Here is a 26,233-nt window from a genome sequence, read left to right as displayed (position 1 = left end):
ATGCACATCCCCTTCGCGCGGTCAGAGCGCTCCACGATCGGCATCGAGTGGGAGCTCGCGCTCGTCGACAAGGACTCGGGCGACCTGCGGCAGGTCGCCCAGACCGTCCTCGACGCCGTCGCCCCGCCGGACGGTTCCCAGCACCCGTACATCCGCCAGGAGCTGCTCCTCAACACCGTCGAGGTCGTCTCCGGTGTCGCGACGACCGTTCGCGGCGCAGGCGACGACCTCGAGCGTGCGATCGACGAGATCCGCGACGTCATCGACCCGCTGCGCGCCGAGCTCATGTGCGCGGGCACGCACCCGTTCGCGCGGTGGGCGCAGCAGAAGGTGACGGACAAGGAGCGGTACGCCACCTTGATCGACCGCACCCAGTGGTGGGGCCGGCAGATGCTCATCTACGGCGTGCACGTCCACGTCGGCATCGAGGACCGCGACAAGGTCCTGCCGATCTCGAGAGCGATGCTCGCGTACTTCGGTCACCTGCAGTGCCTCTCGGCGTCGAGCCCGTTCTGGGGCGGCAAGGACACCGGCTACGCCTCCAACCGTGCGCTCATGTTCCAGCAGCTCCCCACCGCCGGCCTGCCGTTCCAGTTCGAGCGCTGGGAAGAGCTCGAGGGCTACGTCGCCGACATGATGCACACAGGCGTGATCGACCAGTTCGACGAGGTGCGCTGGGACCTGCGGCCCTCGCCGCGGTTCGGCACGCTCGAGACCCGCATCGCCGACGGCGCCTCCAACATCACCGAGGTGCTCGCCCTCGCGGCGCTCAACCACTGCCTCGTGGAGCACCTGTCGACGCAGCTCGACGAGGGCAAGGAGCTCCCGACGATCCCGCCGTGGTTCGCCCAGGAGAACAAGTGGCGTTCCGCGCGCTACGGCATGGACGCGATCCTCATCCTCGACAAGGAGGGCGACGAGGAGCTCGTGCGGGACTCGGTCACGAAGCTCCTGAAGGAGCTCGAGCCGGTCGCGGCGCGTCTCGGCTGCCTCGACGAGCTCGACGGCGTGCACACGATCTTGCGCAAGGGCGCCGGGTACCAGCGGCAGCGGGCCGTCGCGCGGCGCAACGGCGGGGAGCTCGACGCCGTCGTGCGGTCGCTCGTCGCGGAGATGCGGGCGGGGCGCCCGATCTAGCGCGTCGGGTCAGACGTGCGTGATCGTCAGGGGCATCGACGAGTCGACCGGGATGTCGAGGCTCGACGGCCCGACGCCCGCGCGCACGAGCGCCGACCCGAGGGCGGCGATCATCGCGCCGTTGTCCGTGCAGTAGCGGATGGGCGGGATGCGCAGCTCGATGCCCGCCTCGGCGCACCGCTCGGCCGCCATGTCGCGCAGCTGCGAGTTCGCGGAGAACCCGCCACCGATGACGAGCGTGTCGACGCCGTGGAGCTGGCACGCGCGGATCGTCTTCGCGGTGAGCACGTCGGCGACGGCCGCGGCGAACGACGCCGCGACGTCGTTGAGCGGGATCTCCTCGCCCGCGTCCTGCTTCGCCTCGACCCAGCGGGCGACGGCAGTCTTGAGACCGGAGAACGAGAAGTCGTAGGCGTGCTCCGCCTGGTCCTTCGGGAGCGTCAGCGCCCGCGGGAACCGGATCGCGTCCGGGTTCCCCTCGCGCGCGAGCCTGTCGATGTGGGGGCCGCCGGGGTACGGCAGCCCGAGCAGCCGGCCGACCTTGTCGAACGCCTCGCCCGCGGCGTCGTCGAGAGTCTGGCCGAGCTCCGTGACGTCCGTCGCGATGTCGTCGACGAGCAGGAGCGACGAGTGACCGCCGGAGACGACGAGCGCGAGGGCGCGCTCGGGGAACTCGCCGTGGACCAGCTCGTCGACAGCGGCGTGACCGATCACGTGGTTGACGCCGTACAGGGGCTTGTTCAGCGCGACCGCGAGCGCCTTGGCAGCAGAGGCGCCGATCGTCAGCGGACCGACGAGGCCAGGGCCTGCCGTCACCGCGATCGCGTCGACCTCGGACAGGTCCACGTCGGCCTCGCCGAGCGCCTTGCTGATCGTGGGGACCATCGCCTCGAGGTGGGCGCGGCTCGCGACCTCCGGGATGATGCCGCCGAAGCGCGCGTGCTCGTCCATCGACGACGCGACGGCGTCGACGAGCAGCTCGCGGCCGCGGACCAGGGCGACGCCGGTCTCGTCGCAGGACGTCTCGATACCAAGGACGAGGGGTTCGCTCACGACTCCCATCCTAAGCGTGGTGCCCGTGCGTCCTCGCGGCGGGCGCGGGGCGCGGGCCGTTGACCTGCCGCGCCGTCGGCGCGAATGTGCTGCACGCCACAGGTCACGCAGGAATGCCCGCCCTCACGTTGTCGGTTCAACCAAACATGAGCCTCGACACCGCAGACACCCTGGCCGACGACCTCCTCGCCCCCCGCACGATCGACGACGCCACCGCGGACCTCCTGTTCCGCGAGGCCCGCACCGTCAAGGTCTTCGCCGACGCCCCCGTCACGGACGAGCAGGTGCACGCCGCGTACGAGCTCGCGAAGTGGGGCCCGACAGCCCTCAACACGTCTCCCCTGCGCTACCTGGTCGTGCGCACCCCCGAGGCCCGCGAGCGCCTCGTGCAGCACCTCGCCGAGGGCAACCGTCCGGGTGTCCTCGCCGCGCCGCTCACGCTCGTGCTCGCCGCCGACACGGAGTTCCACACCCTCCTGCCCCGGCTCGCGCCCCACGCGGCCGCGATCGCAGACGGCCTCGCCGGGCAGCCCGACACGCGCGAGGCCATGGCCCGCATGAACGCGACGCTCCAGGCCGGCTACCTCCTCACCGCGCTGCGGGCGACCGGCCTGCACGTCGGCCCCATGGGCATCGCAGACGCCGCAGGCCTCGACGCCGACCTCCTCGCCGGAACCGGCTGGAAGTCCCTCTTCATCGTCAACCTCGGCCAGCCCGCCGCCGAGGGCGCCACGTACCCGCGCGCCGAGCGCCTCTCCCCCACCGAGGTCTCGACGACCCTCTGAGCCAGCAGGAACGACAGACGCCCCGGTCCGCACGGACCGGGGCGTCTGTCATGCCACCTCACGCGCCCGTCGCCACCTCGCGCGACGAGTCGTTCGACCACTGCGACCACGACCCCGGGTACAGGGCAGCCGTGACACCGACCGCGGCGAGCGCCGCGATCTCGTGGCTCGCCGTCACACCCGAGCCGCAGTACACCGCGACCTCCTGGTCCGGACCAGGGACGCCCGGCTGGTGCGACGCGACGTCGACCCCCAGCCCCTCGAAGTGCGGGCGCAGCAGGTCGTCCGGCAGGAACGCGCCGTCGACCAGGGCGCCCGACGTCGGGGCGCTCACCGCGCCCGGGACGTGCCCCGCACGCGGGTCGACCGGCTCGACCTCGCCGCGGAACCGCTCGGCCGCCCGCGCATCGAGCAGGATCCCGTCACCCGCCGCGACCGCGGCCGCGCCGTCGGCATCGACGACAGGCATCTGGTGCCCCACGAGCTCGACGTCACCACGCACCGGGTCGGGCACGTCCGTCACGAGCACGCCGCCCGCGGCGAGCCACCCTGCGAGACCACCGTCGAGGATGCGCACGTCCGCGTGCCCACCCCAACGCAGGAGCCACCACGCCCGAGCCGCGCTCAACCCACCGACGGCGTCGTACACGACGACGGCGCTCTCAGAGCGCACCCCCCAGCGCCGCGCATGGTCCTCGAGGTCCTCGAGCGCCGGCAACGGGTGGCGCCCCTCCTCCGGCGACGGCGGCCCGGCCAGCTCCGTCTCGAGGTCGACGAACACCGCGCCGGGAAGGTGGCCGTCCAGGTAGGCGTGCTGGCCGTCCGTCCGCCCCAGCTCCCAGCGCACGTCGAGCAGCACGACGTCGCGCCCCGAGTCCAGGAGCCCGCGCAGCTGCACAGGCGTGATCAGCACGGCGTCACGGTTCATGTCGGTCGACCTCCATCCGGACGGCCCCGCGGCCGTCTGGCTAGACGCTATCGCCCGACGCCGCCGTCGGCGCTGCGACGTCGTCCAGCAGGTCGTCCTCGTGCGGCGGCACGACGACCGGGTCGAGGACGAGCTGCATCGTGAACGCGTCGACGTCCTCCGGCTGGTAGTACCGCTTGCGCAGGCCGATCTGCGCGAATCCGCGTGACCGGTACATCGCGATCGCCACGTCGTTGTCGACCGCGACCTCGAGGATGAGCGACTCCGCGCCGATCTCGCGGGCGCGCACCACGAGCGCGTCGAGCATCGTCTTGCCGACCCCGTGGCCCTTGACGACCGGGTCGACGCCGATGGTCATGAGGTGGGCGTGCTCGCCGTCGAACCACAGGCCCGCATAGCCAACGAGCGGCGCCGGGACCCCCTCACCGTTCGGCTGCGCCGCGACGTACCAGCGCCCCTGACCGCGCAGCTCCTCCGTGAGCATGCCCATCGTCCAGGCGCTGCGCCCGAACAGCTGGACCTCGAGGGCGGCCACACGAGTGATGTCCGCCCACGCGAGGGGTCGCAGGTGGTAGCCGAGAGCGATCGGGCTGTCCTCGGGAAGCTCGCTGCCGCGCCGCTCCTCGAGCTCGGCCGCCGCCTCGACGAGCGCGCGGTGCGTCGACAGGTCGAGCGTCTGCTCGAGATCGACGGACGCGTCCTCGACCGGCTGGTCCGCGCCCGTCATCCGGTCGCCCGCTTCCGAGCTGCGGGCGCCTGCGCGTCCGGACGACGCAGGTACAGCGGCGCCGTCGGGAGCTCGTCGCCGCGCGCGAGCCGTGCGGCAGCGATCTCGACGAGGAGCGAAGCGTCCGGCGTCGTCGGGCCGTCGGTCGCGACGCGCGCAGCGGCGGAGGAGAAGGCCTCGGCGTGGGCCTCGGCAGCCGGACCAGCGACGACCGCGCCAGCGATCGAACCGTCCTCGACGAGCGCGGCAGCCGCCGCGACGCCCGGACCGGCGACGGTCGACACGCCGTCGGCCGTGACGCGGTAGCGACCCCAGTAGACCTCGCGACGCTTCGCGTCCGTCACGACGACGACCTCGTCACCGACGCCGAGCCCGAGCGACCGGGCCGCGCCGAGCGCGAGAGCGTCGAGGCTGCACACACCGTGCGCGGGCACGCCGGCGGCGAACGCGATCGTGCGCGCCGTCACGAGCCCGACCCGCAGACCGGTGAACGGCGCAGGTCCGGTGCCCACGACGACGGAGCCCAGGTCCTGAGCGGTGAGCCCCGCCTCGCGGAGCGCGTCCTCGACGAGCGGGGCGAGCTGTTCTGCCTGCTGACGCGGGGCGTCGACCACGTGCGAGACGAGGGTCCCCCCGTCGCTGCCGACGACGCTCACCGCCACCGACACCGAGGTGTCGATCGCCAGGACAGGCGCGTTGTGCGTGTCTGCCATGCCCTCAGCCTACGTGCGGCATCGGGATCGTGACGCCCGCCCAGCGGTCGCCGTGCGTCGTGATCGTCACACGCCGCACCCCTGCCGCAGGGTCCTCGGAGTCGTCCGCGGCCGCCGCGTCGGGGCCCGCCGGGCCAGCGCCGCGCGGGCGGTCGAGCACGATCTCGAGCCGGTCGGCGGCGAGCGACTCGACGAGACCCGAGCCCCACTCGACGATCGTCACCGAGTCCTCGAGGGACTCGTCGAGGTCGAGCGCGTCGACGTCGTCGAGCGACTCGAGACGGTACGCGTCGACGTGCACGAGCGCAGGCCCGTCACCCAGCGACGGGTGCACGCGCGCGATCACGAACGTCGGCGACGCGACCTGACCGCGCACACCGAGACCGACCCCGATGCCCTGCGTGAGCGTGGTCTTGCCCGCGCCGAGCTCGCCGGTGAGGACGACGAGGTCGCCCGCGCGCAGCACGGCCGCGAGCTCACGGCCCCACGTGCGGGTGGCCTCGGCGTCAACCAGCGGGAAGGTGTGGGTGCTCATGCGACCGGGTTCTCCTCGTCGTTCACGTAGACGCGCGGCACCCGCGCGCCCAGCCGGGTGGTGATCTCGTAGCTGATGGTCCCCGCAGCCTCGGCCCAGTCCTGCGCCGTCGGGACGCCGAGGCGGTGGTCGCCGAACAGGACGACCGTGTCCCCGGCCTGCTCGGCCGCGCCGCGCCCGAGGTCGAGCATGAACTGGTCCATGCAGACGCGCCCGGCGATGCGCAGGACGCGCGCGGCGGACCCGTCCCCGACCCGGACCGGCGCCCCCGGGGCGCCCGCACCCGACGACGCGTGCCGCGGGATGCCGTCCGCATACCCGAGCGGGACGTCGCCCAGGACGGTCACGGCAGGCGTCGTGTACTGGTGGCCGTACGACACACCCTGCCCGGCCGGGACCTCCTTGACGGTCGCGAGGCGCGCCTCGAGCGTCATCGCGGGCCGCAGACCGAAGTCGCCGGGTCCGCCGAGCTGCGGCACGGGCGACAGCCCGTACACCGCGAGGCCGGGACGTACGAGGTCGTAGTGCACGCGCGGGTTGGTGAGCGTCGCCGCCGAGTTCGCGAGATGCCGCACCTCGAGCGCGCAGCCCAGGCGCTCGGCCGTGCGCACAGCGTCCTCGAACACGCCAGCCTGCGCGAGCACCGTCGGGTGCGTCGGCTCGTCCGCGAGCGCGAAGTGCGACCAGATGCCGACGACGGAGATCGCACCCTCCGCCTGGAGCCGCACGGCCTCGACGAGGACCCCCTCGAGGTGCTGCGGGAGGATCCCGTTCCGCCCGAGCCCGGTGTCGACCTTGACGTGCACGCGCGCGGTGCGACCGACGGTGCGCGCCGCAGCGGCGACCTCCTCGAGCGCCCACGGCGCCGCGACCGACACGTCGACGTCCGCGCGCACGAGGTCGGCGAGCGGCGCGCCCGGCGCGTAGAGCCACGTGAGGATGCGTCCGCCGATGCCTGCCGCACGCAGCTCGAGGGCCTCGGAGACCTGTGCGGTGCCGAGCCACGTGGCGCCGCCTGCGAGCGCGGCGCGGGCTGCCGGCAGGAGACCGTGCCCGTACGCGTCCGCCTTGACGACGGCCATGACCTCGGCGTGCTGGGCACGCTCGACGAGGCAGGTGACGTTGCCGCGGATGGCTGCGAGGTCGACGACGGCGCGGGCCGGGTGCATGAGCTCGTCAGGGTTCACGCCGACGATTGTCTCACCGCGCCCCGCCCGAGGGGCGTCGTCACGATGCCGTCGCACGTCGCGCACACGGTCACCGCAGGGTCGCACGCCCCGCGACGGCGTCGTCGTAACGGTCGAGGACGACCTGCGCGAGCCGCGCGTCGGGCGCGAGCGGCGCCGTGACGACGTCGGCCCCCGACTCGTGCAGACGGTCGAGGAAGAACCCCGGGGCCAGGAGGTAGGACGCGACGACGACGCGTCGCGCGCCACCGTCCCGGGCCTGCGCGACAGCATCCGGGACGCGCGGCTGGGCGCCCGCGCCGTAGCCGAGCGTCACCTCGCCGGCCCAGCGCTCCCGCACGAGCGCGAGCATCTCCACGACCGCGGCGGCCGCGCGCGGGTCGCTCGACCCTGCCGCCGCGAGGACGACCGCGTCGTCGGGGGTCGCACCCGCAGCGCGCAGCCGCTCGACGAGGATGTCCGCGAGGCGCGGGTCGGGCCCGAGCGTGCCTGTCGCGACCGCGCCGTCCGGCTCGGCGGCCGCGGCGATGTCGACGTACGTGTGGAACCCCGCGGACAGCAGCAACGGCACGACGACGACCCGGGTGCCACCCAGAGCCGCGCCATGCTCGAGCTCCTGCGCGACGACGTCGGCCACCTCGGGCTGCTGGACGTCGACGAACGCCTCTCGCACCGTCAGGCCGGGGCGTGCGGCGCGGACGCCCGCGACGATCGAGGCGACGGCGGCGCGGCCGTCCAGGTTGTCGGTGCCGTGGGACGTCGCGACGAGGGCGGGGCTGGCGGGAGTGCTCATCCCGCCATTGTCACGGCGCCCGCGCCGACGCCCAAGCGCGTGCCACCCCGTGGGCCCCGCGGCCGCATCGACCGGAAGCCCCTCAGTCGGCGAGGAGCCGCGCGACCATGCGCGGCAGCGCCTCGACGACCATGCTCGCGCTCACCGGCCCACCAGGGTTCGCCTGCGTCGCGGCACGCCCGTGGACGAGCGCCGCGAGCGCGGCGAGGCGCGCGACGAGGTCGGGGCTCTGCACGGCCTCGCGTGAGCGTCCGGCGAGCAGCGTGCCGAGCAGGCCCGCCAGCACGTCGCCCGCACCCGCCGTCGCGAGCCACGCGGGCGCCTCCGCCTGGCTGAGGACCTGGCCCGGCCCGACGACGACCGTCGTCGCGCCCTTGAGCAGCACCGTCGCGCCCGTCAGCCGCTGCGCGGTCGCTGCGTGCTCGGCGGGCGCCGACTCGACCTGCTCGCGGTCGACCGCGACCCCGCGCTCCGTCAGCAGCCGCGCGAGCTCGCCCGCGTGCGGTGTCAGCACGATCCACGGCGCGCAGCGCTCCGGGAGCCGCGTGAGCGCCCCAGCGTCGACGACGACGGGGACGATCCCGTCGCTCCCGCCGTCTCCCCACACGCCCGCGCCCGAGAAGTAGGCACCCGGTCCGAGGCCGGCCTCCGCGAGCGCGACGTCGACCTGCCGCAGCTGGTCCGTGTCCTCGGCGTCGAGCCCGGGCCCGACGACCCACGACTGCACACGACCCGTGCCGTGCACGACCTCGGGGTGCGCGGCGAGGACCGCGCGCGTCACGTCGCCGGAACCGACGTAGCGGACCATGCCCGCGCCCGAGCGCACTGCGGCGCCCGTGGAGAGCACGGCGGCGCCGGGATAGGCACGCGTCCCCGCGACGACGCCGACGACGCCGCGCCGGTACTTGTCGTGCTCCGGCAGCGCGCGAGGCCACAGCGTCGGGACGTCCGTGTCCTCGAGACGCAGCACCTTGCTCGTGGCACCGGACAGGTCGAGGCCCGTGTCGATCACCTCGACGTCCTGCGCGAGGTGCGCGGCCGGCGGCAGGAGGAGGCCCGGTGCGGGCGAGCCGCACGCGAGGGTGAGGTCTGCCCGCAGGACCGGCCCGGGCACCGTGCCGTCGTCGACGCCGATCCCGCTCGGGACGTCGATCGCGACGACGAACGGGCCGCCGCGCCGTGGGCGCTGCCGGTTGACCGCGCGGACGATCGCCGCTGCGGCGCCGCGCAGGGCGCCGCGCGCGCCGATGCCGAGCATCGCGTCGACGACGACGTCGGCGGCGAGGGCTTCGCGTGCGGCCGCACCGGGAGACAGGGCGCCCAGACCCGCGCGGCCCGACGAGGCGCTCGACACGAGGACCACGCCCGCCCGCCGCGCAGCCTCGAGCCCTTCCGCGTGGATCTTGGGGGTGGTCGTCACCGCGAGCGTCCGCACCCCAGCACGTGCGAGGTGCGCGGCGGCGAACAGGCCGTCCCCGCCGTTGTTGCCCGGGCCCACGAGGACGACGACGCGTCGCCCCGCGACCGCACCCGCACGGTCGGTCAGCTGCTGGCGGACGCGCTGCGCGACCGCGAACGCGACGTGCGCCATGAGCGGGACGCCTGCGTCCAGGAGAGGTCGTTCGGCATGACGGATGTGCTCGGTCGCGACGGCCTCGATCATCTCTCCATCCTGCCGCAGCACCAGGCCTGCGGCACGGCGTGCAGCGACGGCGGCGCGCGGCGGGCGCCCGAGCGCGAGGCGCGCGTACGTTGGACCCATGCAGATCGGACTCTTCATCCCTCAGGGCTGGCGCCAGGACCTCACGGGCATCGACGCCGCCGACCACTGGGCCGTCATGAACGGCCTCGCCCAGCACGCCGACACGGGCGACGTCTTCGACTCCGTATGGGTCTACGACCACTTCCACACCGTCCCCGAACCGACGACCGAGGCCACGCACGAGGCGTGGAGCCTCATGGCGGCGTTCGCTGCGTCGACGAGCCGGGTCAAGCTCGGCCAGATGTGCACGTGCATCGCCTACCGCAACCCCGCCTACCTCGCGAAGGTCGCCGCGACCGTCGACGTCATCAGCGGCGGACGCGCGCAGATGGGCATCGGCGCGGGCTGGTACGAGCACGAGTGGCGCGCGTACGGCTACGGCTTCCCCCGCGCGGGCGAGCGTCTCGCCGCGCTCGACGAGGGCGTGCAGATCATGCGCCAGATGTGGGAGACGGGCTCGGCGACCCTCGCCGGCGAGCACTTCCAGGTCGACGGCGCGCTGTGCTACCCGCAGCCGCTCCAGGACGGGGGCGTGCCGCTGTGGATCGCCGGCGGAGGCGAGCGCAAGACGCTGCGGATCGCTGCGCAGCACGCCGCGTACACGAACTTCGACGGGAGCCCCGAAGGGTTCGCGCACAAGTCGCAGGTGCTCGCCGACCACTGCCGCGACCTGGGCCGCGACTTCGCCGAGATCACGCGCTCGGCGAACTACAACGTCGTCATCGGTGCGACCGAGGCCGAGGTGGAGGACCGCTTCGCGTGGATCCACGAGCACCTGAGCCGGACGGTGCCGACCCGCGCCGACGACCAGGTCGCCGACCTGCGCAAGGGCCCGCTCGTCGGGACGCCCGAGCAGATCGTCGACAAGCTGCGCGAGCTCGAGGGCCTCGGCATGACGTACGCGATCACGTACTTCGCCGAGGCGGCCTACGACCGCTCCGGGATCGAGCTGTTCGAGCGCGAGGTAGCGCCCGCGCTCCGTTGAGCCCCCCGCCCACGGTCTTCGTCGTCACGCCTCCGCGACGACGAAGGCCGTGGCGATCCCGCCGTCGTGACTGAGCGACAGGTGCCATCTGACGACGCCCGCCTCGGCGGCTCGGCGCGCGACGGCGCCGCTCACCGTGATGACAGGCGGGTGCCCGGCGACTCGGCGCACCTCGACCTCGTGCCAGCCGAGATCACCGGGCGAGCCGAGCGCCTTCGCGACGGCCTCCTTCGCCGCGACGCGACCCGCGAGCGAGCGCACCGGCAGGCCGCGCTCCGCCTCCGTGAAGAGACGCTCCGCGAGCCGCGGTACGCGCTCGAGGCGCTCCGCGAGCCGGGCGACGTCGACCACGTCGACGCCGATCCCCACGATGCTCATCGCACGACCGGCCGGCCGGTCACTCGACCGTGACGGACTTCGCGAGGTTGCGCGGCTGGTCCACGTCCAGCCCCTTCGCCGTGGCGAGCTCGCACGCGAAGATCTGCAGCGGCACGACTGCGAGCAGCGGCGTCAGGAGCGTCGACGACACGGGGATCCGGAAGATCTCGTCGGCGAACGGCACGACCGCGTCGTCTCCGTCCTCCGCGATGACGAGCGTACGTGCGCCACGAGCGCGGATCTCCTGGATGTTGGAGACGACCTTCGAGTGCAGCGAGTCGCGCCCACGCGGGGACGGTACGACGACGAAGACCGGCTGCCCCTCCTCGATGAGCGCGATCGGCCCGTGCTTGAGCTCCCCCGCCGCGAAGCCCTCCGCGTGGATGTAGGCGAGCTCCTTGAGCTTGAGCGCGCCCTCCATCGCGACCGGGTACCCGACGTGACGTCCCAGGAACAGGACCGACGTCGCGTCCGCCATCGACACCGCGACGTCACGCACGTGGTCGGCGCGGTCGATGACCTGCTGGATCTTCGCGGGCATCTCGCGGAGGTCGGCGAGGACCTCACGGATCTCGTCGGGGAACTTGTTCCCGCGCAGCTGCGCGAGGTAGAGCCCGAGCAGGTAGGCCGCGGTGATCTGCGACAGGAACGCCTTCGTGGACGCGACCGCGACCTCAGGACCGGCGTGCGTGTACAGGACTGCGTCCGACTCGCGCGGGATCGTCGACCCGTGCGTGTTGACGATCGACAGGACCTTCGCTCCCTGCTCCCGCGCGTGGCGCACGGCCATGAGCGTGTCCATGGTCTCGCCCGACTGCGAGACGGCGACGACGAGGGTCTTCTCGTTGACGATCGGGTCGCGGTAGCGGAACTCGTGCGCGAGCTCCACCTCGACCGGGATGCGGCACCAGTGCTCGATCGCGTACTTCGCGACGTGGCCGGCATACGCGGCCGTGCCGCACGCGATGACGATGATCTTGTCGACGGCGCGCAGCACCGACTCGTCGATGCGCAGGTCGTCGAGCTGGAGGCGGCCCTGCAGGTCGGTGCGGCCCAGGAGCGTGTCCGTGATGGCCTGCGGCTGGTCGTGGATCTCCTTGTCCATGAAGGAGCGGAAGCCGCCCTTCTCGGCTGCGGAGGCGTCCCAGTCGACCGAGTACCGGCGCCCCTCGGCGGGGTTGCCGTCGAAGTCGGTGACCGTGACGGACGTCGGCGTGATCGACACGACCTGGTCCTGGCCGAGCTCGAGCGCCTCGCTCGTCTGCGAGATGAACGCGGCGACGTCCGAGCCGAGGAAGTTCTCCCCTTCGCCGAGCCCGACGACGAGCGGGGAGTCGTGACGGGCGCCGACGACGAGGTGCGGGTGGTCGGCGTGGACGGCGAGCAGGGTGAACGTGCCCTCGAGGCGGCGCGCGACGGCGCGCATGGCCTCGGCGAGGTCGCCGACCTGGGAGTGCTCGCGTGCGAGGAGGTGGGCCGCGACCTCGGTGTCGGTCTCCGAGAGGAAGGTGACGCCGTCGGCCTCGAGCTCGGCGCGCAGCGCCACGAAGTTCTCGACGATGCCGTTGTGGATCAGCGCCAGACGCCCGTCGTCAGCGAGGTGCGGGTGCGCGTTGAGGTCGGTCGGCGCGCCGTGCGTCGCCCACCGGGTGTGCCCGATGCCGGCGGTCGCAGCCGGGAGCGGCTGCTCCTCGAGGGCCGCTCGCAGGTTGCCGAGCTTGCCCGCGCGCTTGGCGCTCGCGACCCGGTCGCCGCCGGTGCCCACGAGGGCGACCCCAGCCGAGTCGTACCCGCGGTACTCGAGACGACCGAGGCCTTCCAGCAGCACGTCGAGCGTGCGCGACGACGGGGCGGCTGACGTGACGTGAGCGACGATTCCACACATAGCCTGGGAGTCTAGTTCGCCGCCTGCGCGGTGGACCGTTCTGGGCGGTGACGTTCACCTCCTCCACACCTCGGTTTCGCCCCGGGCGTGCACAGGGGGGAGAATCAGCCGGTGACCTCGCAACCACCGGTCCCCCCGTCCCCGTACCGCGAGATGGACCGGGAGACCTGGAGCAGGTTGTCGGCGTCGACGCCGCTCCCGCTCACCGCCGACGACCTCGTGCGCCTGCGCGGGCTCGGCGACCCCATCCAGCTTCCCGAGGTCGAGGCGATCTACCACCCGCTCTCACGCCTCCTCAACCTCTACGTGAGCGCGACGCGCGGTCTCCACGAGGCGTCGTCGACCTTCTTGCGGGAGAGCACGGCGGTCACGCCGTACGTGATCGGCGTCGCTGGCTCGGTGGCTGTCGGCAAGTCGACGACGTCGCGCGTCCTGAGGCACCTCATGGCGCGGTGGCCCGAGACGCCCCGCGTCCAGCTCGTGACGACCGACGGCTTCCTCCTGCCCAACCGCGAGCTGGAGCGGCGTGGGCTCATGGAGCGCAAGGGCTTCCCGGAGTCGTTCGACCGCCGGGCGCTCGTGCGCTTCCTCACGAAGGTGAAGGCGGGCCACCAGGAGGTCCGCGCGCCCGTCTACTCGCACCTGACGTACGACATCGTCCCGGGCGAGGAGATCGTCGTGCGCCAGCCGGACGTCCTCATCGTCGAGGGCCTCAACGTGCTGCAGCCGGCACGCCCGTCGATCGACCACTCGAACCTCGCGGTGAGCGACTTCTTCGACTTCTCGATCTACGTCGACGCGCGGACGTCCGACGTCAAGCAGTGGTACGTCGACCGGTTCCTGTCCCTGCGGGACTCGGCGTTCGCCAACCCTGACTCGTACTTCCGCCGTTACGCGGACCTGTCGGACGACGACGCGATCTCGACCGCCGAGCGCATCTGGGACACGATCAACGCCCCGAACCTCCAGCAGAACATCCTGCCGACGCGCTCGCGCGCGACGCTCGTGCTCACGAAGGGCTCGGACCACTCGATCCAGCGGGTCCGGCTCCGCAAGCTGTGAGCGTCTGCAGCCGCCGGCGCGCGTGAGGGCGCCAGTGCGAGCCGCGATCAGAGCTCGGCGAGCTCCGGGCGCTGGCCCGACGCGGCGGCGTCGTCGGTCCCCGCCGTGCCGGTGCCACCCTGACCTTCCGCGCGCGCCTCGCGCCGCGCGGCGATCTGCGCCATGACCCGGTCGAGCACGAAGCCTGCGAGGACGCCGAACGCGATGCCGACCGCCATCGCGGCGAGCGTCGAGTGCCCCAGCCACGTGGCCGCGGCGAAGCCGATGAGGACGGAGTATCCCGCCCACAGGACGGCAGCGGCTGCCGTGACGAACACGAACCGCTCGCGCTTGTAGCCGAGCGCACCGGCCGTCATGTTGACTGCGATGCGACCGATCGGCACGTAGCGCGCCGCGAGGATGAACGACGCACCACGCCGCTCGAGCGCCTGGCGTGCCCACGCGACCGCCTTGCGACCGCGCGCGGAGCGCAAGAACGGCACCCGGTCCGTACCGACCCACCGGCCGATCAGGTAGGCGATCTGGTCCCCGGTCCACGCCGCGACGGCCGCGATCAGGAGGACGAGCCACATGTTGGGGCTCCCCGTCGCGTAGGCGGCGACCGCGAGCGTGATGACGACGGACTCGCTCGGCACAGGCGGGAAGAACCCGTCGATCGCGGTGAACGCGAAGAGCACGAGGTAGATCCAGGGGCTGGCCGCGAACCCGAGGATCCAGGACTCGGCGGAAGCCGCGACGTCGGTCACCAGCTCGAGCATCCGTCCCTCTTCCTGTCACCGCGGTCGGCGTGCGGCACCACGACGTGGCACCGGTCTTGTCGACGCGACCAGCCTACGGGCCGGGCGCGTGCGCAGGAATCGGGGATTCCCCCCACCCTTCCCTGACTCCTCCATCGTCGCCCGGCCGCGAGTCTCCCCGCATCATCCTCGGGTAGCGACAAGGCCCGGGGCGGTCGTCCGTGAGGATGACCTTCCCGGGCCTCGTCGTGCTGCCGTGCGTCAGGCGAGGTCGAAGCCGAGCATCGCCGCAGCCCGCTCGGGAACGTCCTCGTCCGCCCACAGTGCGCCGTACGTCGCGGTCGCGCACAGCGAGCGCGTCTCGGCGCGGTCGACATAGAGCATCCCGGCCAGGTGGTCCGTCTCATGCTGGACGATCCGTGCAGGCCAGCCGCCGAGCGTCTCGTCGACAGGGTCGCCGTGCTCGTCCTGCCCGCGCAGGCGGACGGTACGCGGCCGCGTGACGACGGCCTGGTATCCCTCGACGCTCAAGCAGCCCTCGTAGAACGAGCGCCGCTCGTCGCCGACCGCGTCGTACGTCGGGTTGACGATCGTGCGCAGCGCGAGCGGGCTCCGCTCGCGCGCGTCCGCCGTCTGCTCCCACCCCGCGGGCAGGCCCGGGTCCTCGAGGACGGCGATCGCGAGCCCGACGCCGATCTGGGGCGCCGCGAGCCCCACACCCGGAGCCGCGCGCATCGTCGCGACCATCGCCTCGAGCAGGCGCGGCAGGACGTCGCCGAGCTGCCCCGCGTACCGGGCGCACACGGTGCGCAGCACCGGGTGCCCTGCCTGGACGATCGGCAGCACCCCGTCGGGGTGCCGGTCGAGCAGCGCGGCGACCGCCGCGCGCAGCTCCGGCTCGACGGCCTCCGCCGGCCACGCCGACCGGGTGCCGCTCACAGCGCGAGCTGCTCGCGGACGACGTCGGCCAGGCGCTGCGCGACGCCGTCGGCCTGGTCCTGGGTGGCGGCCTCGACCATGACGCGCACGAGCGGCTCCGTCCCGGACGAGCGCAGCAGCACGCGGCCCGTCGAGCCCAGCAGCCGCTCGGCATCCTCGACCGCCGTGGTCAGCACCGGGTCGGTCGTGACCCGCGACTTGTCGACGCCAGAGACGTTGATGAGCGTCTGCGGCAGGCGCGTGACGACCGACGCGAGGTCGCGCAGCGACATGCCGGACGACTGGACGCGCGCCGCGAGCTTGAGCGCCGTCAGGACACCGTCGCCCGTCGTCGCGTACTGCGACAGGATGATGTGGCCCGACTGCTCGCCACCGAGGCTGTACCCGCCCTCGTTCATCGCCTCGAGGACGTAGCGGTCCCCCACCCCGGTCTGGACCGTCGTGATGCCGGCCTTCTCCATCGCGAGAATCAGCCCGAGGTTGCTCATGACGGTCACGACGAGAGTGTCGTGCGCGAGCTGCCCGGCATCCTTGAGAGCGAGGGCGATCACGCCCATGATCGCGTCACCGTCGACGAGAGCCCCGGTGTGGTCGACCGCGAGGCAACGGTCCGCGTCGCCATCGAACGCGACACCGAAGTGAGCCTCCGACGCGACGACGACAGCCTGAAGCTGTTCGGGGTGCGTCGACCCGCACTTCTCGTTGATGTTGCGGCCGTCGGGCGACGCGTTGATGACGACGACGTCCGCGCCCGCCGCCCGCAGCGCGGCAGGCCCGACCTCGCTCGCCGCACCGTTGGCGCAGTCGACGGCGATGCGCAGGCCCGCGAGCGGCTGCGCGGAGCCGCTCGCCCCGATCGAACCGACGAGGTGCTCGACGTACGAGTCGCCGGCCTTCCCGGTGTCGGACTGGATGTGGCCGACGGCCGCGCCGAGGGGCCGCTCCCAGGCCTCGTTGAGGCGGCTCTCGATCGCGTCCTCGACCGCGTCGGGCAGCTTGACGCCGCCACGGGCGAAGAACTTGATGCCGTTGTCCGGCATGGCGTTGTGCGACGCGGACAGGACGACACCCAGGTCGACGTCGGCGGTCGCCGTCAGGTACGCGATCGCCGGCGTGGGCAGGACGCCGAGGTTGAGCACGTCGACGCCCGCGCTCGCGAGGCCCGCAGCGACGGCAGCAGAGAGGAACTCGCCCGAGACGCGAGGGTCACGGCCGACGACCGCACGCGGTCGATGCCCCTCGAACGTTCCGGAGGTGCCGAGCACGTGCGCCGCAGCGACACCGAGGTCGAGCGCAAGCTCAGCAGTGACGTCCCGGTTGGCGAGACCTCGCACGCCATCGGTCCCGAAAAGTCGCGTCACAGGTGGTCCCTTCGCTGATACCGCACGCCAGCAGGCGCGCCTCGTCCGGGACGACTCTAGCGTCCGCGGACGACCGTGGCCCGGTCCGGCCAGACCGGGCCACGGGTGAGAACGTCAGCGGACGGTGACCGTGATGGTGCGGTTCGCCTTGGCAACCTGCGGCGATCCCTTGTAGGAGAACTGCACCTTGTGCTTGCCCGCAGCGAGCTTCGGGAGGCGGGCCGTGCCCGTCCCGTTGGTCAGTCGACCCTTCGCGACGACCGTGCCACGGACCTTGACGACATAGCTGCCGCCCGCCCGCACCGAGCTGCCCTTCGCGGTGACGGTGACGCGCACGGACCCGCTCGTGCCCGCCGTCGGCTTCTTGACGACCTTGACCGCGGTCTGGGCCTTCGCCCTCCTCACCGCGAACGTCACCCTGGCCGACGTCGACGACTTCGCCTTGGCGGCGCTCGCCGGGGTGAACCGCGCGGCGACCGTGTGCTTGCCGATCCCGAGGTTGGCGGGGAGCTTCGCGACGGCGCGGCCCTTCGCCGGGACGGAGACCGTCGCGAGGATCTTCTTGCCCTCGCGGACGGTGACCTTGCCCGCGACACCACCCGTGACGGCGATCGTCGCACGAACGTGTGTGCCGTAGGACGGCTTCGTGGTGGACAGCGTGACCTTCGTCGTCGTCGCGACCGGGGCAGACGCGGTCGGCCCCGGGACCGGCTTTGGCGTGGGCTTCGTCGTGGGAGTCGGCGTCGGCTTCGTGGTGGGCGTGGGCGTCGGCGTGCGGTCCGCCTTGACGGCGGCGAAGAACTCGACGAGCTTCACGACGGCCTCGTCTGCGAACGCATAGTTGTTCGCGAGCGTGGTCTCGTTGGTCACCCCACCGGGCAGGTGGTTCCGGTACCACCACTCGGTCATGTACTCGCGGAACGTGCCGTCGCCGTTGTCACGGATCCACTGCCGCCTGATCGGCGCCGCAGCACCCCCGACCTTGCGGTCCTTGCTGTACTCGAGGACGTACGGGACCTGAAGCTTCTTCGCGACGAGCGGGGTCGCGCTCGTGTCACCGCCCGGGTAGTAGGTGACCCCGTTGCTCTCGGGTGAGTACTGCGTGACGAGGTTCGGGAAGTACGTGCGCACGAGGTCGCCGTAGAGGTGCGCGAGCTTCGAGCTCGTGTCGCGGATGTGCAGGTTGCCCGCCGACTGGCCGTCGAGCCGGTTGTCGAACACGTACACGGTGTCGGTGCCGCTCGCGATCGCCTGGTCGTTGACGTCCTTGATGACGGCACGCGTGTTGTGGCACCACGTCCCGCCGAAGAAGACCACGTGGTCACCGGGCGAGCCGAGCAGGTGCTCGAGCTCGGGGTACGTGACATTGACGAGGCGGAAGTCCTGGTCGGCGTCCGTGAAGACGTCGGGGCCGTAGTTCGGGCGGCCGAGGTACTGCACGGCGTGCTTGCGGTTGACCTCGGTCGTGTAGAACTCGCGCTGCGTGCTCTCGTCGAGCTCCCCGCCGGACGTGAGGACCCCGCGGACCTGCGCGTCGAACGCGGCTGGGCCGTCGGCGGTCGCGAGCTCCCCGGCCGACGGGAGCGTCGTGAGCGACGCGGCGATGCGGTCGGCGGAGCCGTCCTCCTGGCGGTCCCGGTCGTAGACGAAGAGGAACGGGTCGGCGCCCGCGCCGAACTCCGGCGTCGTGTCCTCGTTGAGGGTCGCGGCAACACGCGTGTAGAGCGCGGCGACGTCCGTGAGCGGCGACGTACGGATGTCGACGCTCGCGCCGTCGAGCACCGGGTCGAACGTGTACACGGTGTCCACGCCGAGCTCTCGGGCCACGGCGTCGATGCGCGGGGCCGCCCGGCGCAGGTCCGCGTCCGTCGGGCTCCCCAGGAGGAAGGCATATGTGCCCTCGCTGCCGAGCAGGAACTCGAACCGCTCGAACGTGAGGTTCTCGAGGACGTGCCCGGCGGGCAGCCCATAGGCGTCGGCCAGGTAGTCGACCGGCGCGGCAGGCGGCGTCGTGGAGCTCGCGGCGCTCGGGACGAGCACCGCGGCTCCGGAGAGTGCGACCGCGGTGGCGAGGCTCGCGCTCCACCTGGTACGGGCGCTGCGGGTCAGGAGTCTCATGTCTTTTTCTCTTCTCTGGTGAGGGCGTTGCGAATCAGTTCCGGGCACGGCGAAGCAGCCCTGGGACGTAGGTTCCGTCTGGGGTCGGGGTCGTCCACCGCCGCCGGCGTACGCCGTGCGGGGCGGGTGGGGTCAGCTGGTCGCGCGTCGTCCGCGTACGGCATGGACGCCGAGCAGGGCGGCTCCGGTCGCGGCAAGCGCACCCAGGAGGCCGAGCCCGGCGCCCCGGGCCGCCGCGGCGTCCTGAGCGGCAGCCGCCGCGGTCGGGTCCTCTGCGGACGCGGGGACGGCCCCGCCGTCCGCGGCGCCGACGACCGTCACGTCAGCCGGGGCCAGCGGTGACGGGGACGTGAGGTCGCTGCCGGTCGCGGCGACGGGGGGAAGCTCGTCGACGAGCGGCCCCTCGGTGACCGGGGGTTCAGCCTGCTCGTCGACCGTGGTGGCCTTCGCTGCGTCAGCGGGCGGCTGCGTCACGGTCGGGACGGTGCCGGGCGGGGTGCCGGTCGGCTGCGCGGTCCCGGTCGGCTGCGCGGTCCCGGTCGCCTGCGAGCCGCCCGTGCGCGGGGCCTGGGTCGCTCTCGGCTTCGACGTCGGCTTGCTCGACGTCTTCGGACCGCTCGTGGCCTTGGGCTTCGTCGGCGTCGACGACCTGGGGGCTGTGGTCGCTGCGGGCTTCGGTGCTGTCGTCGCTGCAGGCTTGGGCGTAGCCTTCGGGGCGGTCGTAGCGACTGGCTTCGGGGCAGGCTTGGTGGTCGGCTTGGTGGTCGGCTTGGTGGTCGGTACCGTCGGGGTGCCCTGTGACCCGCCAGGGTTGGAGTCGTACGGCTCGCCGCCTGACTCCTCGCACGCGAGGAGATCGAAGTTGATCGAGCACAGGTCGCACACGTCGCCCGCCGAGAACGCGGGTGCCGCGGTGGACACCCCACCCAGGTGGGCGCCGCCTGCGACGGCGGCGATGAGCAGGATGCGGCGCAGCGCGCGGGGGCGGATGGTGGTGGCGCTCATGGGGTTCTCCTGGTGCTCCGGGTCGAGGGTGAGGCGGGACGTGGTGGCGGTGGTCATCTGGGCTCGCACGCCCCGACCGGGACCGTGTCGAGGGTGATCGTGCCGACAGGTGCGACGCCGGCCCCTGCAACGCTCGAGGCGCTCGCGCTGTGCGCGGCTCCTCCGGCGCGCCCGGGGGCGCCCACGTCCGGCGTGTGCGCCTCGCCAGCGAAGACGCCGTCGTCGAGCTCACCGCGCCGGCGGGCGACGATCACCGCCGAGACCGCAGCCGCGGTGACGTTCGACGACGTGGAGAAGGTGCCGGCGACCGCGTTGATCGGAATGAGCAGGACCATGACCTCGACCGGGAGACCGGTCGCGTTGAGCACCGCGGTCGCGGTGATGATCGCAGTCCCTGGTACACCTGCGGTGCCGAGCGAGACGACGAGGCACAGAAGGGCGAGCAGCGCATAGTCGCGCACCCCGTAGTCGATGCCGAGCGCGTTGATCCCGAACACAGCGACGACGATGGGCCAGATGCCCGCGCAGCCCGGCATGCCGATCGTGGTGCCGAGCGGCGCGGTGAAGTGAGCGACCTGCTCGGGCACACCCACCTTGTCCGTGAGCGCGCTCGTCGTCACGGGGAGCGTGCCGACGCTGCTCTGCGTCGTGAAGGCGGTGAGCTGGGCGGGACTGATCTTCCTGAAGAACGCAGCGGGCGATACGTCGGCGAAGACGCGCAGCAGGACCCCGTTCACGAGGTACATGTGCACGAGCGCGGCGACGACGGTGACGCCGAGCACCGATGCGAGCGACCACACGGTCGCCAGTCGCGTCACGGCCGTCGACGCGGACGTCGCGGTCAGGGCGAGGACGGCAAAGGGCGTCGCACTGATGATGAACCCGACGACCTTGAAGACCACTGCCTTGAGTGCCTCGACCAACGAACGCAGCGGGGCGACGCGCGCGGCGTCGTCCTTGGCGACGAGGAGGTAGGCGACGGCGACGGCCCCTGCGGCGAGGATCACGGGGATGATCTTGTTGCCCTGGACGTCGCCCGCGACGTTCGAGGGGAAGAGCCCGACGAGGACCTCGTCGAACGGCGTGAGCAGCCCGGTCAGGGTCCCGCCGTCGATGCCTGCGATGTCGAGGTCGACGCCACGGCCCAGCCCGAGGGCGAGCGTGAGCCCGAGCGTGAGGACGATCGCGAAGGCGTTGCTCAGCAAGAGCCAGAAGGTCGAGCTGAGCCCGATCGTCCGCAGCGCGGTGACGCTGCCGAGGGCGGTCACGGACGACAAGATCGAGATCGCGATCAGAGGGACGACGGCGGCGGTGATGACCTGGACGTAGATGGCACCGATCGGGTCGATGTAGCTGGTGTGTCCGCGGAAGAGAACACCGACGCCCGCCCCGACGACGAGCGCCGCGAACGTGAGCGTGGCGAAGCCTGCCCCCGTTCGTCGCAACCGGGACAGGCCGTAGAACAGCGCGACGGTGACTGCGAGGGCTCCCACGTCGTTCCAGCTCATGCTCATCCCTGTATCTCCCGCGCTCGCAACTTGTCGATCGTTTCGGTCAAGTTAGCGGCCGTGGCACCAGGCGCCGAGCAACGGGAGCATCGTCTTGCATCGTGGACACAACAGCGTCCACGCGAGTCGCCGCAGGTCACGGAGACGACGAGAGGCCCGACGGAATCCGTCGGGCCTCTCGGTGAGCAGCTGAAGGATCAGCGCTTGGAGTACTGCGGTGCCTTGCGCGCCTTCTTGAGTCCAGCCTTCTTCCGCTCGACGACGCGAGCGTCGCGGGTGAGGAAGCCGGCCTTCTTCAGGGCCGGGCGGTTGGCCTCGACGTCAACTGCGTTGAGCGCACGGGCGATGCCGAGGCGCAGCGCGCCGGCCTGACCCGAGATGCCGCCGCCGTTGATGCGCGCGATGACGTCGAAACGACCCTCGACGTCGATCAGCTTCAGCGGGGAGTTGACGAGCTGCTGGTGCACCTTGTTCGGGAAGTAGTCCTCGAGCGTGCGCCCGTTGATCTTCCACTGACCGGTCCCGGGGACGATACGCACGCGGGCGATCGCCTCCTTGCGACGGCCCAGGGCCTGCGCGGGAGCGGTGATGCTCTGACCGCGGCCCGTGGGCGCAGCGGTCTCGGAGGTGTAGCTGCTGGGCGTCTCTTCGTCCAGCACGTCGGTGTCGACGGTGTTCTCGGCCACTGGTGTGTCCTCGCGTCCTTAATGCTTCCGGTTCAGCAAGGCAGAGCCTTACTGAGCGACCTGGGTGATCTCGAAGGGCTTCGGCTGCTGCGCAGCGTGGGGGTGCTCAGAGCCGCGGTAGACCTTGAGCTTGCCCAGCTGCTGGCGGCCGAGCGTGCTCTTGGGGAGCATGCCGCGGACGGCCTTCTCCACAGCGCGCTCGGGGTTGTTCTCCAGGAGGTCGGAGTACGCAACCGCCCGCAGACCACCCGGGTAGCCGGAGTGGTTGTAGGCCAGCTTCTGCTCGCGCTTGTTGCCGGTGAGGGCGACCTTGTCGGCGTTGATGACGATGACGAAGTCACCGCCGTCGACGTGCGGAGCGAAGGTGGGCTTGTGCTTCCCACGCAGCAGGGTAGCCACGTGGCTGGCAAGGCGGCCCAGGACGACGTCGGTCGCGTCGATGACGTACCAGTTGCGCTGGATGTCGCCGGGCTTCGGGGTGTACGTACGCACGGTCGTAGCCTTCGTTTCGTGTTCGTGTGTCTTCTCCGGCGCAGGATTCTGCGACCGGTGAGGTCGGTGAGGGCTTCACTGAAGACCTAGCGAGTGGGCGCACCGGTCACGAGAGGAAGCACAACGACTGCCAAGGCTATCTTCTGAGGCACCCCCCGGTCAAAGGGAGACGGGAGGCGCTGCGTCACACCCCGTTCAGACGGCCGCTGGCACCCCCGGCCGGGCCGTCGGCCGCGGCACGAAAGAGCCCGGCCGTTCGGCGACGCACACCTCGCAGCGCCCCGCCGTGACAGCGGGGGTGCACTCCGCACAGGCCAGGCGCAGCGTCCGGCACGACGCGTCCCCGCAGTTCTCGTAGCGCGCTGCAGGCGCCGAGCAGACGACGCACGAGCCGAGCGGCTCGACACCGTCCGCGAACTCGACGTGGCGGCGCTCGTCGAACACGTAGAGCGACCCCTCCCACAGGCCGTCCGCACCGCGCGCCTCTGCGTAGCGGACGATCCCGCCCGCGACCTGGTACACCTCCTCGAAGCCGCGCTTGCGCATGAGCGCCGAGAGCACCTCGCAGCGCACACCGCCCGTGCAGTACGTGACGATCGGCCGGTCCTTGAGGTGGTCGAACTTCCCCGAGTCGATCTCCTCGATGAAGTCGCGCGTCGTCCGGACGTCCGGCACGACGGCGCCCTTGAAGCGCCCGATCTCCGCCTCGAACGCGTTGCGCCCGTCGAAGAACACGACGTCGTCCCGCTCGGCCACGAGCGCGTCAACCTCGTCCGGGCCCAGCGGCACGCCGCCACCCACGACACCGCGCTCGTCGACCTCGATCTCGTCCGGCACGCCGAAGCTCACCAGCTCCGGGCGGACCTTGACGCTCAGCCGCGGGAAGTCCGCACCCGTGCCGTCCGACCACTTGACGTCGATGTGCTCGAGGCCCGGGTGCTGCCGCGTCGTGCGGACGTACTGCTTGAGGTTCTCCACGGTGCCACCGAGCGTCGCGTTGATCCCGTGCCTCGACACGACGACCCGGCCCGTCAGCCCCCAGCGCTCAGCGAGCGCCTGCTGCCACAGCCGCACCGACTCCGGCGCCGCGAGCGGCGTGAAGCCGTAGAACAGGACGATCTTGTACGTGGCCATGCCCCGATCCTACGGACCGCGCCGCCGCGAGCCGGACGTCGCGCCCACGCCTCACCGCACCCGCTCGACCCGGCTCACGTCCCAGACAGCCTCGGGCGAGTCGGCGACATGCCCGTCCCCACCGAAGACGAGGAAACGGTCGAAGCCGCGTGCGAACCACCGGTCGTGCGTCACCGCGACGACCGTCCCCTCGAACGCCGCCAGGCCCCGCTCGAGCGCCTCCGCCGAGTGCAGGTCGAGGTTGTCCGTCGGCTCGTCCAGCAGGAGCAGCGTCGCACCCCCGAGCTCGAGCAGGAGGATCTGGAAGCGCGCCTGCTGCCCGCCCGAGAGCGTCTCGTACCGCTGCTCCGCCTGCTCGACCAGCTCGTACCGGTCGAGCGCCTTCGACGCCGGCTCGCGCCCCATCCCCGCACGGCGACCGTCACCCCGGTGCAAGATCTCCAGGAGCGTCCGCCCCACGAGCTCCGGATGATCCTGGTTCTGCGCGAACCAGCCCGGACGCACCCGAGAGCCGAGCACCGCCCTGCCTGTGTGCCGCACCGGCTCGATCGAGACGCCGTCGACCGGCTGGTGCTCGACGTCCGGGTCCGTGCCTCCCGCCGCCAGGAGCCGCATGAAGTGCGACTTGCCCGAGCCGTTCGACCCGAGCACCGCGACGCGCTCGCCGAACCACAGCTCCGTGCTGAACGGCCGCATGAGGTCCGTGAGCTCGAGGTCCTCGCACACGACCGCGCGCTTCGCCGTGCGCCCGCCGACCAGACGCACCTTGACGTCCTGACGCTGCGCGACCGCCTGCGGCGGCCCCGCCTCCTCGAACTTGCGCAGACGCGTCTGCGCCGCCTGGTACCGGCTCGCGAGACCGTCGTTGAAAGCAGCCTTCGTACGGAGCGTGTGCACGAGCTGCTTGAGCTTCGCCCGCTCCTCGTCCCACCGTCGACGCAGCTCCTCGAGCCGCTCCGTGCGGTCCTCGCGCGCCTGCAGGTACGTGCTGAAGCCGCCCCCGTGCACCCACACGTCGCCGCCCGTCGCCGTCTGCTCGACCGTCGCGACCGCCGTCGCCGTCTGCGCGAGCAGCTCACGGTCGTGCGACACGAAGAAGATCGTCTTGGGCGTCTCGCGCATCCGCTCCTCGAGCCACCGCTTGGTCGGCACGTCGAGGAAGTTGTCCGGCTCGTCGAGCAGCAGCACCTCCTGCGGCCCGCGCAGGAGCGCGGTCAGGACGAGCCTCTTCTGCTCACCGCCCGACAGGGTCCGCAGCTCGCGGTGCTGAGCCTTCTCGTACGGGATCGACAAGACCTCCGTCGTGACGTCGTCCCACGCCGCCTCGGCCTCGTACCCGCCGACGTCCGCCCAGTCCGCGAGCGCCTGCGCGTACCGCATCTGCGACGGGGTGTCGTCGACCGTCATGATCGCCAGCTCGGCGGCGTCGAGCTCACGCGCGGCCGCGCGGATCGACGCGTCGCCGAGGTCGGCAAGGACGTCACGGACAGTCCGGTCGTCGTCGACCCGCCCGATCATCTGGTCCATCACGCCCAGCCCGCCCGATCGCGACACCGTGCCCTCGTGCGGAGCGAGGTCGCCCGCGACGATCCGCAGGAGCGTCGTCTTGCCTGCGCCGTTCGGGCCGACGAGCGCGACCTTCGCGCCATCACCCACCCGCAGGTCGACCGACGTCAGGAGCGCCCTCCCGTCCGGCAGGAAGTACGAGAGACCGGAGACGTCGACATGACCCATACCCCCATCCTCCCGTACCGGACCCCGCGGAAGCGCTCCTTTTTCACCCCGCGCGTGGCGGTCCGAGCCGGGACGTGCCACGGTGAGAGGAGACGAGAGGAGACCCACGATGAGCACGACAGACGACCCCGGCGAGCGCGACTCCGACCAGCTTCCTGCAGAGGACATGCTGGTCGACCGCGGCGTCGACGACCTCCTGGACGAAGGCATCTCTCCGCCCGAGCACGAGCACCGCCACCGCCCGACGACGGAGTACGAGGTCGCCCGCGGCGAGCACCTCGACGAGCGCCTCGCCCAGGAGGAGCCCGACGTGTGGGAGGCTGGCGCGCGTCCGACCGACTCCGACCGCGCAGGCCGGCTGCAGGTCGACGTCGACGCGGAGGGCAAGGAGAACGACGTGTTCGCCGTCGACACCGGCCTCGCTGGCGGCGCATCGTCGGCCGAGGAGGCCGCGATGCACGTCGTCCCCGACGTCGACGCCCCGGGCACCGAGGACGACGACCTCGACGAGACCCCCGACCCGGTCCCCTCGGACGACGACGACGTCGACCTGGAAGACCGCGACGAGGCTCGCTGAACAGAACCTCGG

Annotated in this window: 25 protein-coding genes; 5 read left to right on the top strand and 20 right to left on the bottom strand. The window is 72.1% G+C overall.

The features are described 5' to 3' along the window. Positions 1-1,137 (top strand): glutamate--cysteine ligase, encoded by a 1,137-nt coding sequence (locus AC4F3Q_RS01380; protein WP_168446250.1) that lies wholly within the window; start codon positions 1-3, stop codon positions 1,135-1,137. A gap of 9 nt (positions 1,138-1,146) precedes the next feature. On the opposite strand, the gene tsaD is transcribed toward AC4F3Q_RS01380, so the two are convergent. Continuing rightward, positions 1,147-2,199, bottom strand: a complete 1,053-nt coding sequence (tsaD, locus tag AC4F3Q_RS01375; RefSeq protein ID WP_168446251.1) for a tRNA (adenosine(37)-N6)-threonylcarbamoyltransferase complex transferase subunit TsaD — start codon at positions 2,197-2,199, stop codon at positions 1,147-1,149. 137 nt (positions 2,200-2,336) lie between these two features. Here tsaD and AC4F3Q_RS01370 point away from each other — a divergent pair, with 137 nt between their 5' ends. Continuing rightward, entirely contained in the window at positions 2,337-2,975 is a 639-nt protein-coding gene (locus AC4F3Q_RS01370; RefSeq protein WP_491038412.1) for a malonic semialdehyde reductase, read from the top strand. A 58-nt stretch (positions 2,976-3,033) separates the two neighbouring features. Here AC4F3Q_RS01370 and AC4F3Q_RS01365 read toward each other — a convergent pair whose 3' ends face one another. The 7 genes from AC4F3Q_RS01365 to AC4F3Q_RS01335 all read right to left on the bottom strand — a co-directional run bounded on the left by AC4F3Q_RS01365 (position 3,034) and on the right by AC4F3Q_RS01335 (position 9,620). Further along, the gene (locus tag AC4F3Q_RS01365) at positions 3,034-3,903 is read right to left on the bottom strand and encodes a sulfurtransferase (protein ID WP_491038411.1); all 870 of its coding nucleotides are present in this window, start codon (positions 3,901-3,903) and stop codon (positions 3,034-3,036) included. Between the two features lie 40 nt (positions 3,904-3,943). Continuing rightward, entirely contained in the window at positions 3,944-4,630 is a 687-nt protein-coding gene (gene rimI, locus AC4F3Q_RS01360; RefSeq protein WP_168446254.1) for a ribosomal protein S18-alanine N-acetyltransferase, read from the bottom strand. After that, entirely contained in the window at positions 4,627-5,343 is a 717-nt protein-coding gene (gene tsaB, locus AC4F3Q_RS01355; protein WP_491038410.1) for a tRNA (adenosine(37)-N6)-threonylcarbamoyltransferase complex dimerization subunit type 1 TsaB, read from the bottom strand. Before tsaB ends, rimI begins: the two co-directional genes overlap by 4 nt. Positions 5,344-5,347: 4 nt before the next feature. Next, positions 5,348-5,878 carry a tRNA (adenosine(37)-N6)-threonylcarbamoyltransferase complex ATPase subunit type 1 TsaE gene (gene tsaE / locus AC4F3Q_RS01350; RefSeq protein ID WP_491038409.1) on the bottom strand — a complete coding sequence of 177 codons (531 nt, stop codon included), beginning with the start codon at positions 5,876-5,878 and terminating at the stop codon, positions 5,348-5,350. Continuing rightward, on the bottom strand, positions 5,875-7,047 hold the full coding sequence (gene alr, locus AC4F3Q_RS01345) for an alanine racemase (RefSeq protein ID WP_491038830.1): 1,173 nt from the start codon (positions 7,045-7,047) through the stop codon (positions 5,875-5,877). The genes tsaE and alr overlap by 4 nt, the downstream gene beginning before the upstream one ends. An 88-nt stretch (positions 7,048-7,135) precedes the next feature. Beyond that, positions 7,136-7,858, bottom strand: a complete 723-nt coding sequence (locus tag AC4F3Q_RS01340) for a sirohydrochlorin chelatase (RefSeq protein WP_491038408.1) — start codon at positions 7,856-7,858, stop codon at positions 7,136-7,138. A gap of 82 nt (positions 7,859-7,940) precedes the next feature. After that, positions 7,941-9,620, bottom strand: coding sequence for an NAD(P)H-hydrate epimerase (locus tag AC4F3Q_RS01335; protein ID WP_491038407.1), 1,680 nt, complete (start codon positions 9,618-9,620; stop codon positions 7,941-7,943). Here AC4F3Q_RS01335 and AC4F3Q_RS01330 point away from each other — a divergent pair. Continuing rightward, complete coding sequence (locus tag AC4F3Q_RS01330) at positions 9,619-10,605, top strand: LLM class F420-dependent oxidoreductase (protein WP_491038406.1); 987 nt, start codon at positions 9,619-9,621, stop codon at positions 10,603-10,605. The genes AC4F3Q_RS01335 and AC4F3Q_RS01330 overlap by 2 nt on opposite strands. A gap of 24 nt (positions 10,606-10,629) precedes the next feature. On the opposite strand, the gene AC4F3Q_RS01325 is transcribed toward AC4F3Q_RS01330, so the two are convergent. Both AC4F3Q_RS01325 and glmS read right to left on the bottom strand, forming a co-directional pair. Further along, positions 10,630-10,983 carry a holo-ACP synthase gene (locus AC4F3Q_RS01325; RefSeq protein ID WP_168446260.1) on the bottom strand — a complete coding sequence of 118 codons (354 nt, stop codon included), beginning with the start codon at positions 10,981-10,983 and terminating at the stop codon, positions 10,630-10,632. 19 nt (positions 10,984-11,002) lie between these two features. Next, entirely contained in the window at positions 11,003-12,868 is a 1,866-nt protein-coding gene (gene glmS, locus AC4F3Q_RS01320; protein ID WP_491038405.1) for a glutamine--fructose-6-phosphate transaminase (isomerizing), read from the bottom strand. A gap of 111 nt (positions 12,869-12,979) precedes the next feature. Here glmS and coaA point away from each other — a divergent pair, with 111 nt between their 5' ends. Next, positions 12,980-13,930, top strand: a complete 951-nt coding sequence (coaA, locus tag AC4F3Q_RS01315; RefSeq protein WP_350308707.1) for a type I pantothenate kinase — start codon at positions 12,980-12,982, stop codon at positions 13,928-13,930. A 47-nt stretch (positions 13,931-13,977) separates the two neighbouring features. On the opposite strand, the gene AC4F3Q_RS01310 is transcribed toward coaA, so the two are convergent. From AC4F3Q_RS01310 to AC4F3Q_RS01265, 10 genes are all read right to left on the bottom strand, one after another. After that, positions 13,978-14,688, bottom strand: a complete 711-nt coding sequence (locus tag AC4F3Q_RS01310; RefSeq protein WP_168446262.1) for a DedA family protein — start codon at positions 14,686-14,688, stop codon at positions 13,978-13,980. 240 nt (positions 14,689-14,928) lie between these two features. Further along, on the bottom strand, positions 14,929-15,606 hold the full coding sequence (locus AC4F3Q_RS01305; protein WP_491038404.1) for a peptide deformylase: 678 nt from the start codon (positions 15,604-15,606) through the stop codon (positions 14,929-14,931). Continuing rightward, entirely contained in the window at positions 15,603-16,967 is a 1,365-nt protein-coding gene (gene glmM / locus AC4F3Q_RS01300; protein ID WP_491038403.1) for a phosphoglucosamine mutase, read from the bottom strand. The genes AC4F3Q_RS01305 and glmM overlap by 4 nt, the downstream gene beginning before the upstream one ends. A gap of 114 nt (positions 16,968-17,081) precedes the next feature. Next, positions 17,082-19,085 (bottom strand): Ig-like domain repeat protein, encoded by a 2,004-nt coding sequence (locus AC4F3Q_RS01295; RefSeq protein WP_491038402.1) that lies wholly within the window; start codon positions 19,083-19,085, stop codon positions 17,082-17,084. Between the two features lie 132 nt (positions 19,086-19,217). Next, positions 19,218-20,147, bottom strand: a complete 930-nt coding sequence (locus AC4F3Q_RS01290) for a hypothetical protein (RefSeq protein ID WP_491038401.1) — start codon at positions 20,145-20,147, stop codon at positions 19,218-19,220. Continuing rightward, on the bottom strand, positions 20,144-21,598 hold the full coding sequence (locus AC4F3Q_RS01285) for a dicarboxylate/amino acid:cation symporter (protein WP_491038400.1): 1,455 nt from the start codon (positions 21,596-21,598) through the stop codon (positions 20,144-20,146). The genes AC4F3Q_RS01290 and AC4F3Q_RS01285 overlap by 4 nt, the downstream gene beginning before the upstream one ends. 197 nt (positions 21,599-21,795) lie before the next feature. Then, a complete protein-coding gene (gene rpsI, locus AC4F3Q_RS01280; protein ID WP_098457524.1) occupies positions 21,796-22,284 on the bottom strand; it encodes a 30S ribosomal protein S9 in 489 nt (162 codons plus the stop codon). Between the two features lie 48 nt (positions 22,285-22,332). Further along, the gene (rplM, locus tag AC4F3Q_RS01275) at positions 22,333-22,776 is read right to left on the bottom strand and encodes a 50S ribosomal protein L13 (protein ID WP_168446267.1); all 444 of its coding nucleotides are present in this window, start codon (positions 22,774-22,776) and stop codon (positions 22,333-22,335) included. Between the two features lie 195 nt (positions 22,777-22,971). After that, positions 22,972-23,910: an oxygen-dependent tRNA uridine(34) hydroxylase TrhO gene (gene trhO / locus AC4F3Q_RS01270; RefSeq protein ID WP_491038399.1), complete on the bottom strand. Its 939-nt coding sequence runs from the start codon at positions 23,908-23,910 to the stop codon at positions 22,972-22,974. Between the two features lie 51 nt (positions 23,911-23,961). Further along, on the bottom strand, positions 23,962-25,644 hold the full coding sequence (locus AC4F3Q_RS01265) for an ABC-F family ATP-binding cassette domain-containing protein (protein ID WP_491038398.1): 1,683 nt from the start codon (positions 25,642-25,644) through the stop codon (positions 23,962-23,964). Between the two features lie 109 nt (positions 25,645-25,753). On the opposite strand from AC4F3Q_RS01265, the gene AC4F3Q_RS01260 reads away from it, so the two are divergent. Further along, positions 25,754-26,221, top strand: a complete 468-nt coding sequence (locus AC4F3Q_RS01260; RefSeq protein ID WP_286189142.1) for a DUF5709 domain-containing protein — start codon at positions 25,754-25,756, stop codon at positions 26,219-26,221. Positions 26,222-26,233 lie beyond the last annotated feature (12 nt).

It is taken from the genome of Flavimobilis sp. BM9 (genome assembly GCF_058313055.1).
The sequence above is the reverse complement of the archived record's forward strand: the minus strand, read 5'-3'. Positions and strand labels throughout refer to the sequence as shown.

Coding starts and splice junctions, on each gene's coding strand:
- AC4F3Q_RS01380 (WP_168446250.1), top strand. CDS start 1: ATGCACATCCCCTTCGCGCGGTCAGAGCGCTCCACGATCGGCATCGAG.
- AC4F3Q_RS01285 (WP_491038400.1), bottom strand. CDS start 21,598: ATGAGCTGGAACGACGTGGGAGCCCTCGCAGTCACCGTCGCGCTGTTC.
- AC4F3Q_RS01310 (WP_168446262.1), bottom strand. CDS start 14,688: ATGCTCGAGCTGGTGACCGACGTCGCGGCTTCCGCCGAGTCCTGGATC.
- AC4F3Q_RS01370 (WP_491038412.1), top strand. CDS start 2,337: ATGAGCCTCGACACCGCAGACACCCTGGCCGACGACCTCCTCGCCCCC.
- AC4F3Q_RS01365 (WP_491038411.1), bottom strand. CDS start 3,903: ATGAACCGTGACGCCGTGCTGATCACGCCTGTGCAGCTGCGCGGGCTC.
- AC4F3Q_RS01325 (WP_168446260.1), bottom strand. CDS start 10,983: ATGAGCATCGTGGGGATCGGCGTCGACGTGGTCGACGTCGCCCGGCTC.
- tsaD (WP_168446251.1), bottom strand. CDS start 2,199: ATGGGAGTCGTGAGCGAACCCCTCGTCCTTGGTATCGAGACGTCCTGC.
- AC4F3Q_RS01295 (WP_491038402.1), bottom strand. CDS start 19,085: ATGAGACTCCTGACCCGCAGCGCCCGTACCAGGTGGAGCGCGAGCCTC.
- AC4F3Q_RS01330 (WP_491038406.1), top strand. CDS start 9,619: ATGCAGATCGGACTCTTCATCCCTCAGGGCTGGCGCCAGGACCTCACG.
- AC4F3Q_RS01290 (WP_491038401.1), bottom strand. CDS start 20,147: ATGACCACCGCCACCACGTCCCGCCTCACCCTCGACCCGGAGCACCAG.
- AC4F3Q_RS01335 (WP_491038407.1), bottom strand. CDS start 9,620: ATGGGTCCAACGTACGCGCGCCTCGCGCTCGGGCGCCCGCCGCGCGCC.
- AC4F3Q_RS01340 (WP_491038408.1), bottom strand. CDS start 7,858: ATGAGCACTCCCGCCAGCCCCGCCCTCGTCGCGACGTCCCACGGCACC.
- AC4F3Q_RS01265 (WP_491038398.1), bottom strand. CDS start 25,644: ATGGGTCATGTCGACGTCTCCGGTCTCTCGTACTTCCTGCCGGACGGG.
- trhO (WP_491038399.1), bottom strand. CDS start 23,910: ATGGCCACGTACAAGATCGTCCTGTTCTACGGCTTCACGCCGCTCGCG.
- tsaE (WP_491038409.1), bottom strand. CDS start 5,878: ATGAGCACCCACACCTTCCCGCTGGTTGACGCCGAGGCCACCCGCACG.
- tsaB (WP_491038410.1), bottom strand. CDS start 5,343: ATGGCAGACACGCACAACGCGCCTGTCCTGGCGATCGACACCTCGGTG.
- AC4F3Q_RS01260 (WP_286189142.1), top strand. CDS start 25,754: ATGAGCACGACAGACGACCCCGGCGAGCGCGACTCCGACCAGCTTCCT.
- rimI (WP_168446254.1), bottom strand. CDS start 4,630: ATGACGGGCGCGGACCAGCCGGTCGAGGACGCGTCCGTCGATCTCGAG.
- alr (WP_491038830.1), bottom strand. CDS start 7,047: ATGCACCCGGCCCGCGCCGTCGTCGACCTCGCAGCCATCCGCGGCAAC.
- glmS (WP_491038405.1), bottom strand. CDS start 12,868: ATGTGTGGAATCGTCGCTCACGTCACGTCAGCCGCCCCGTCGTCGCGC.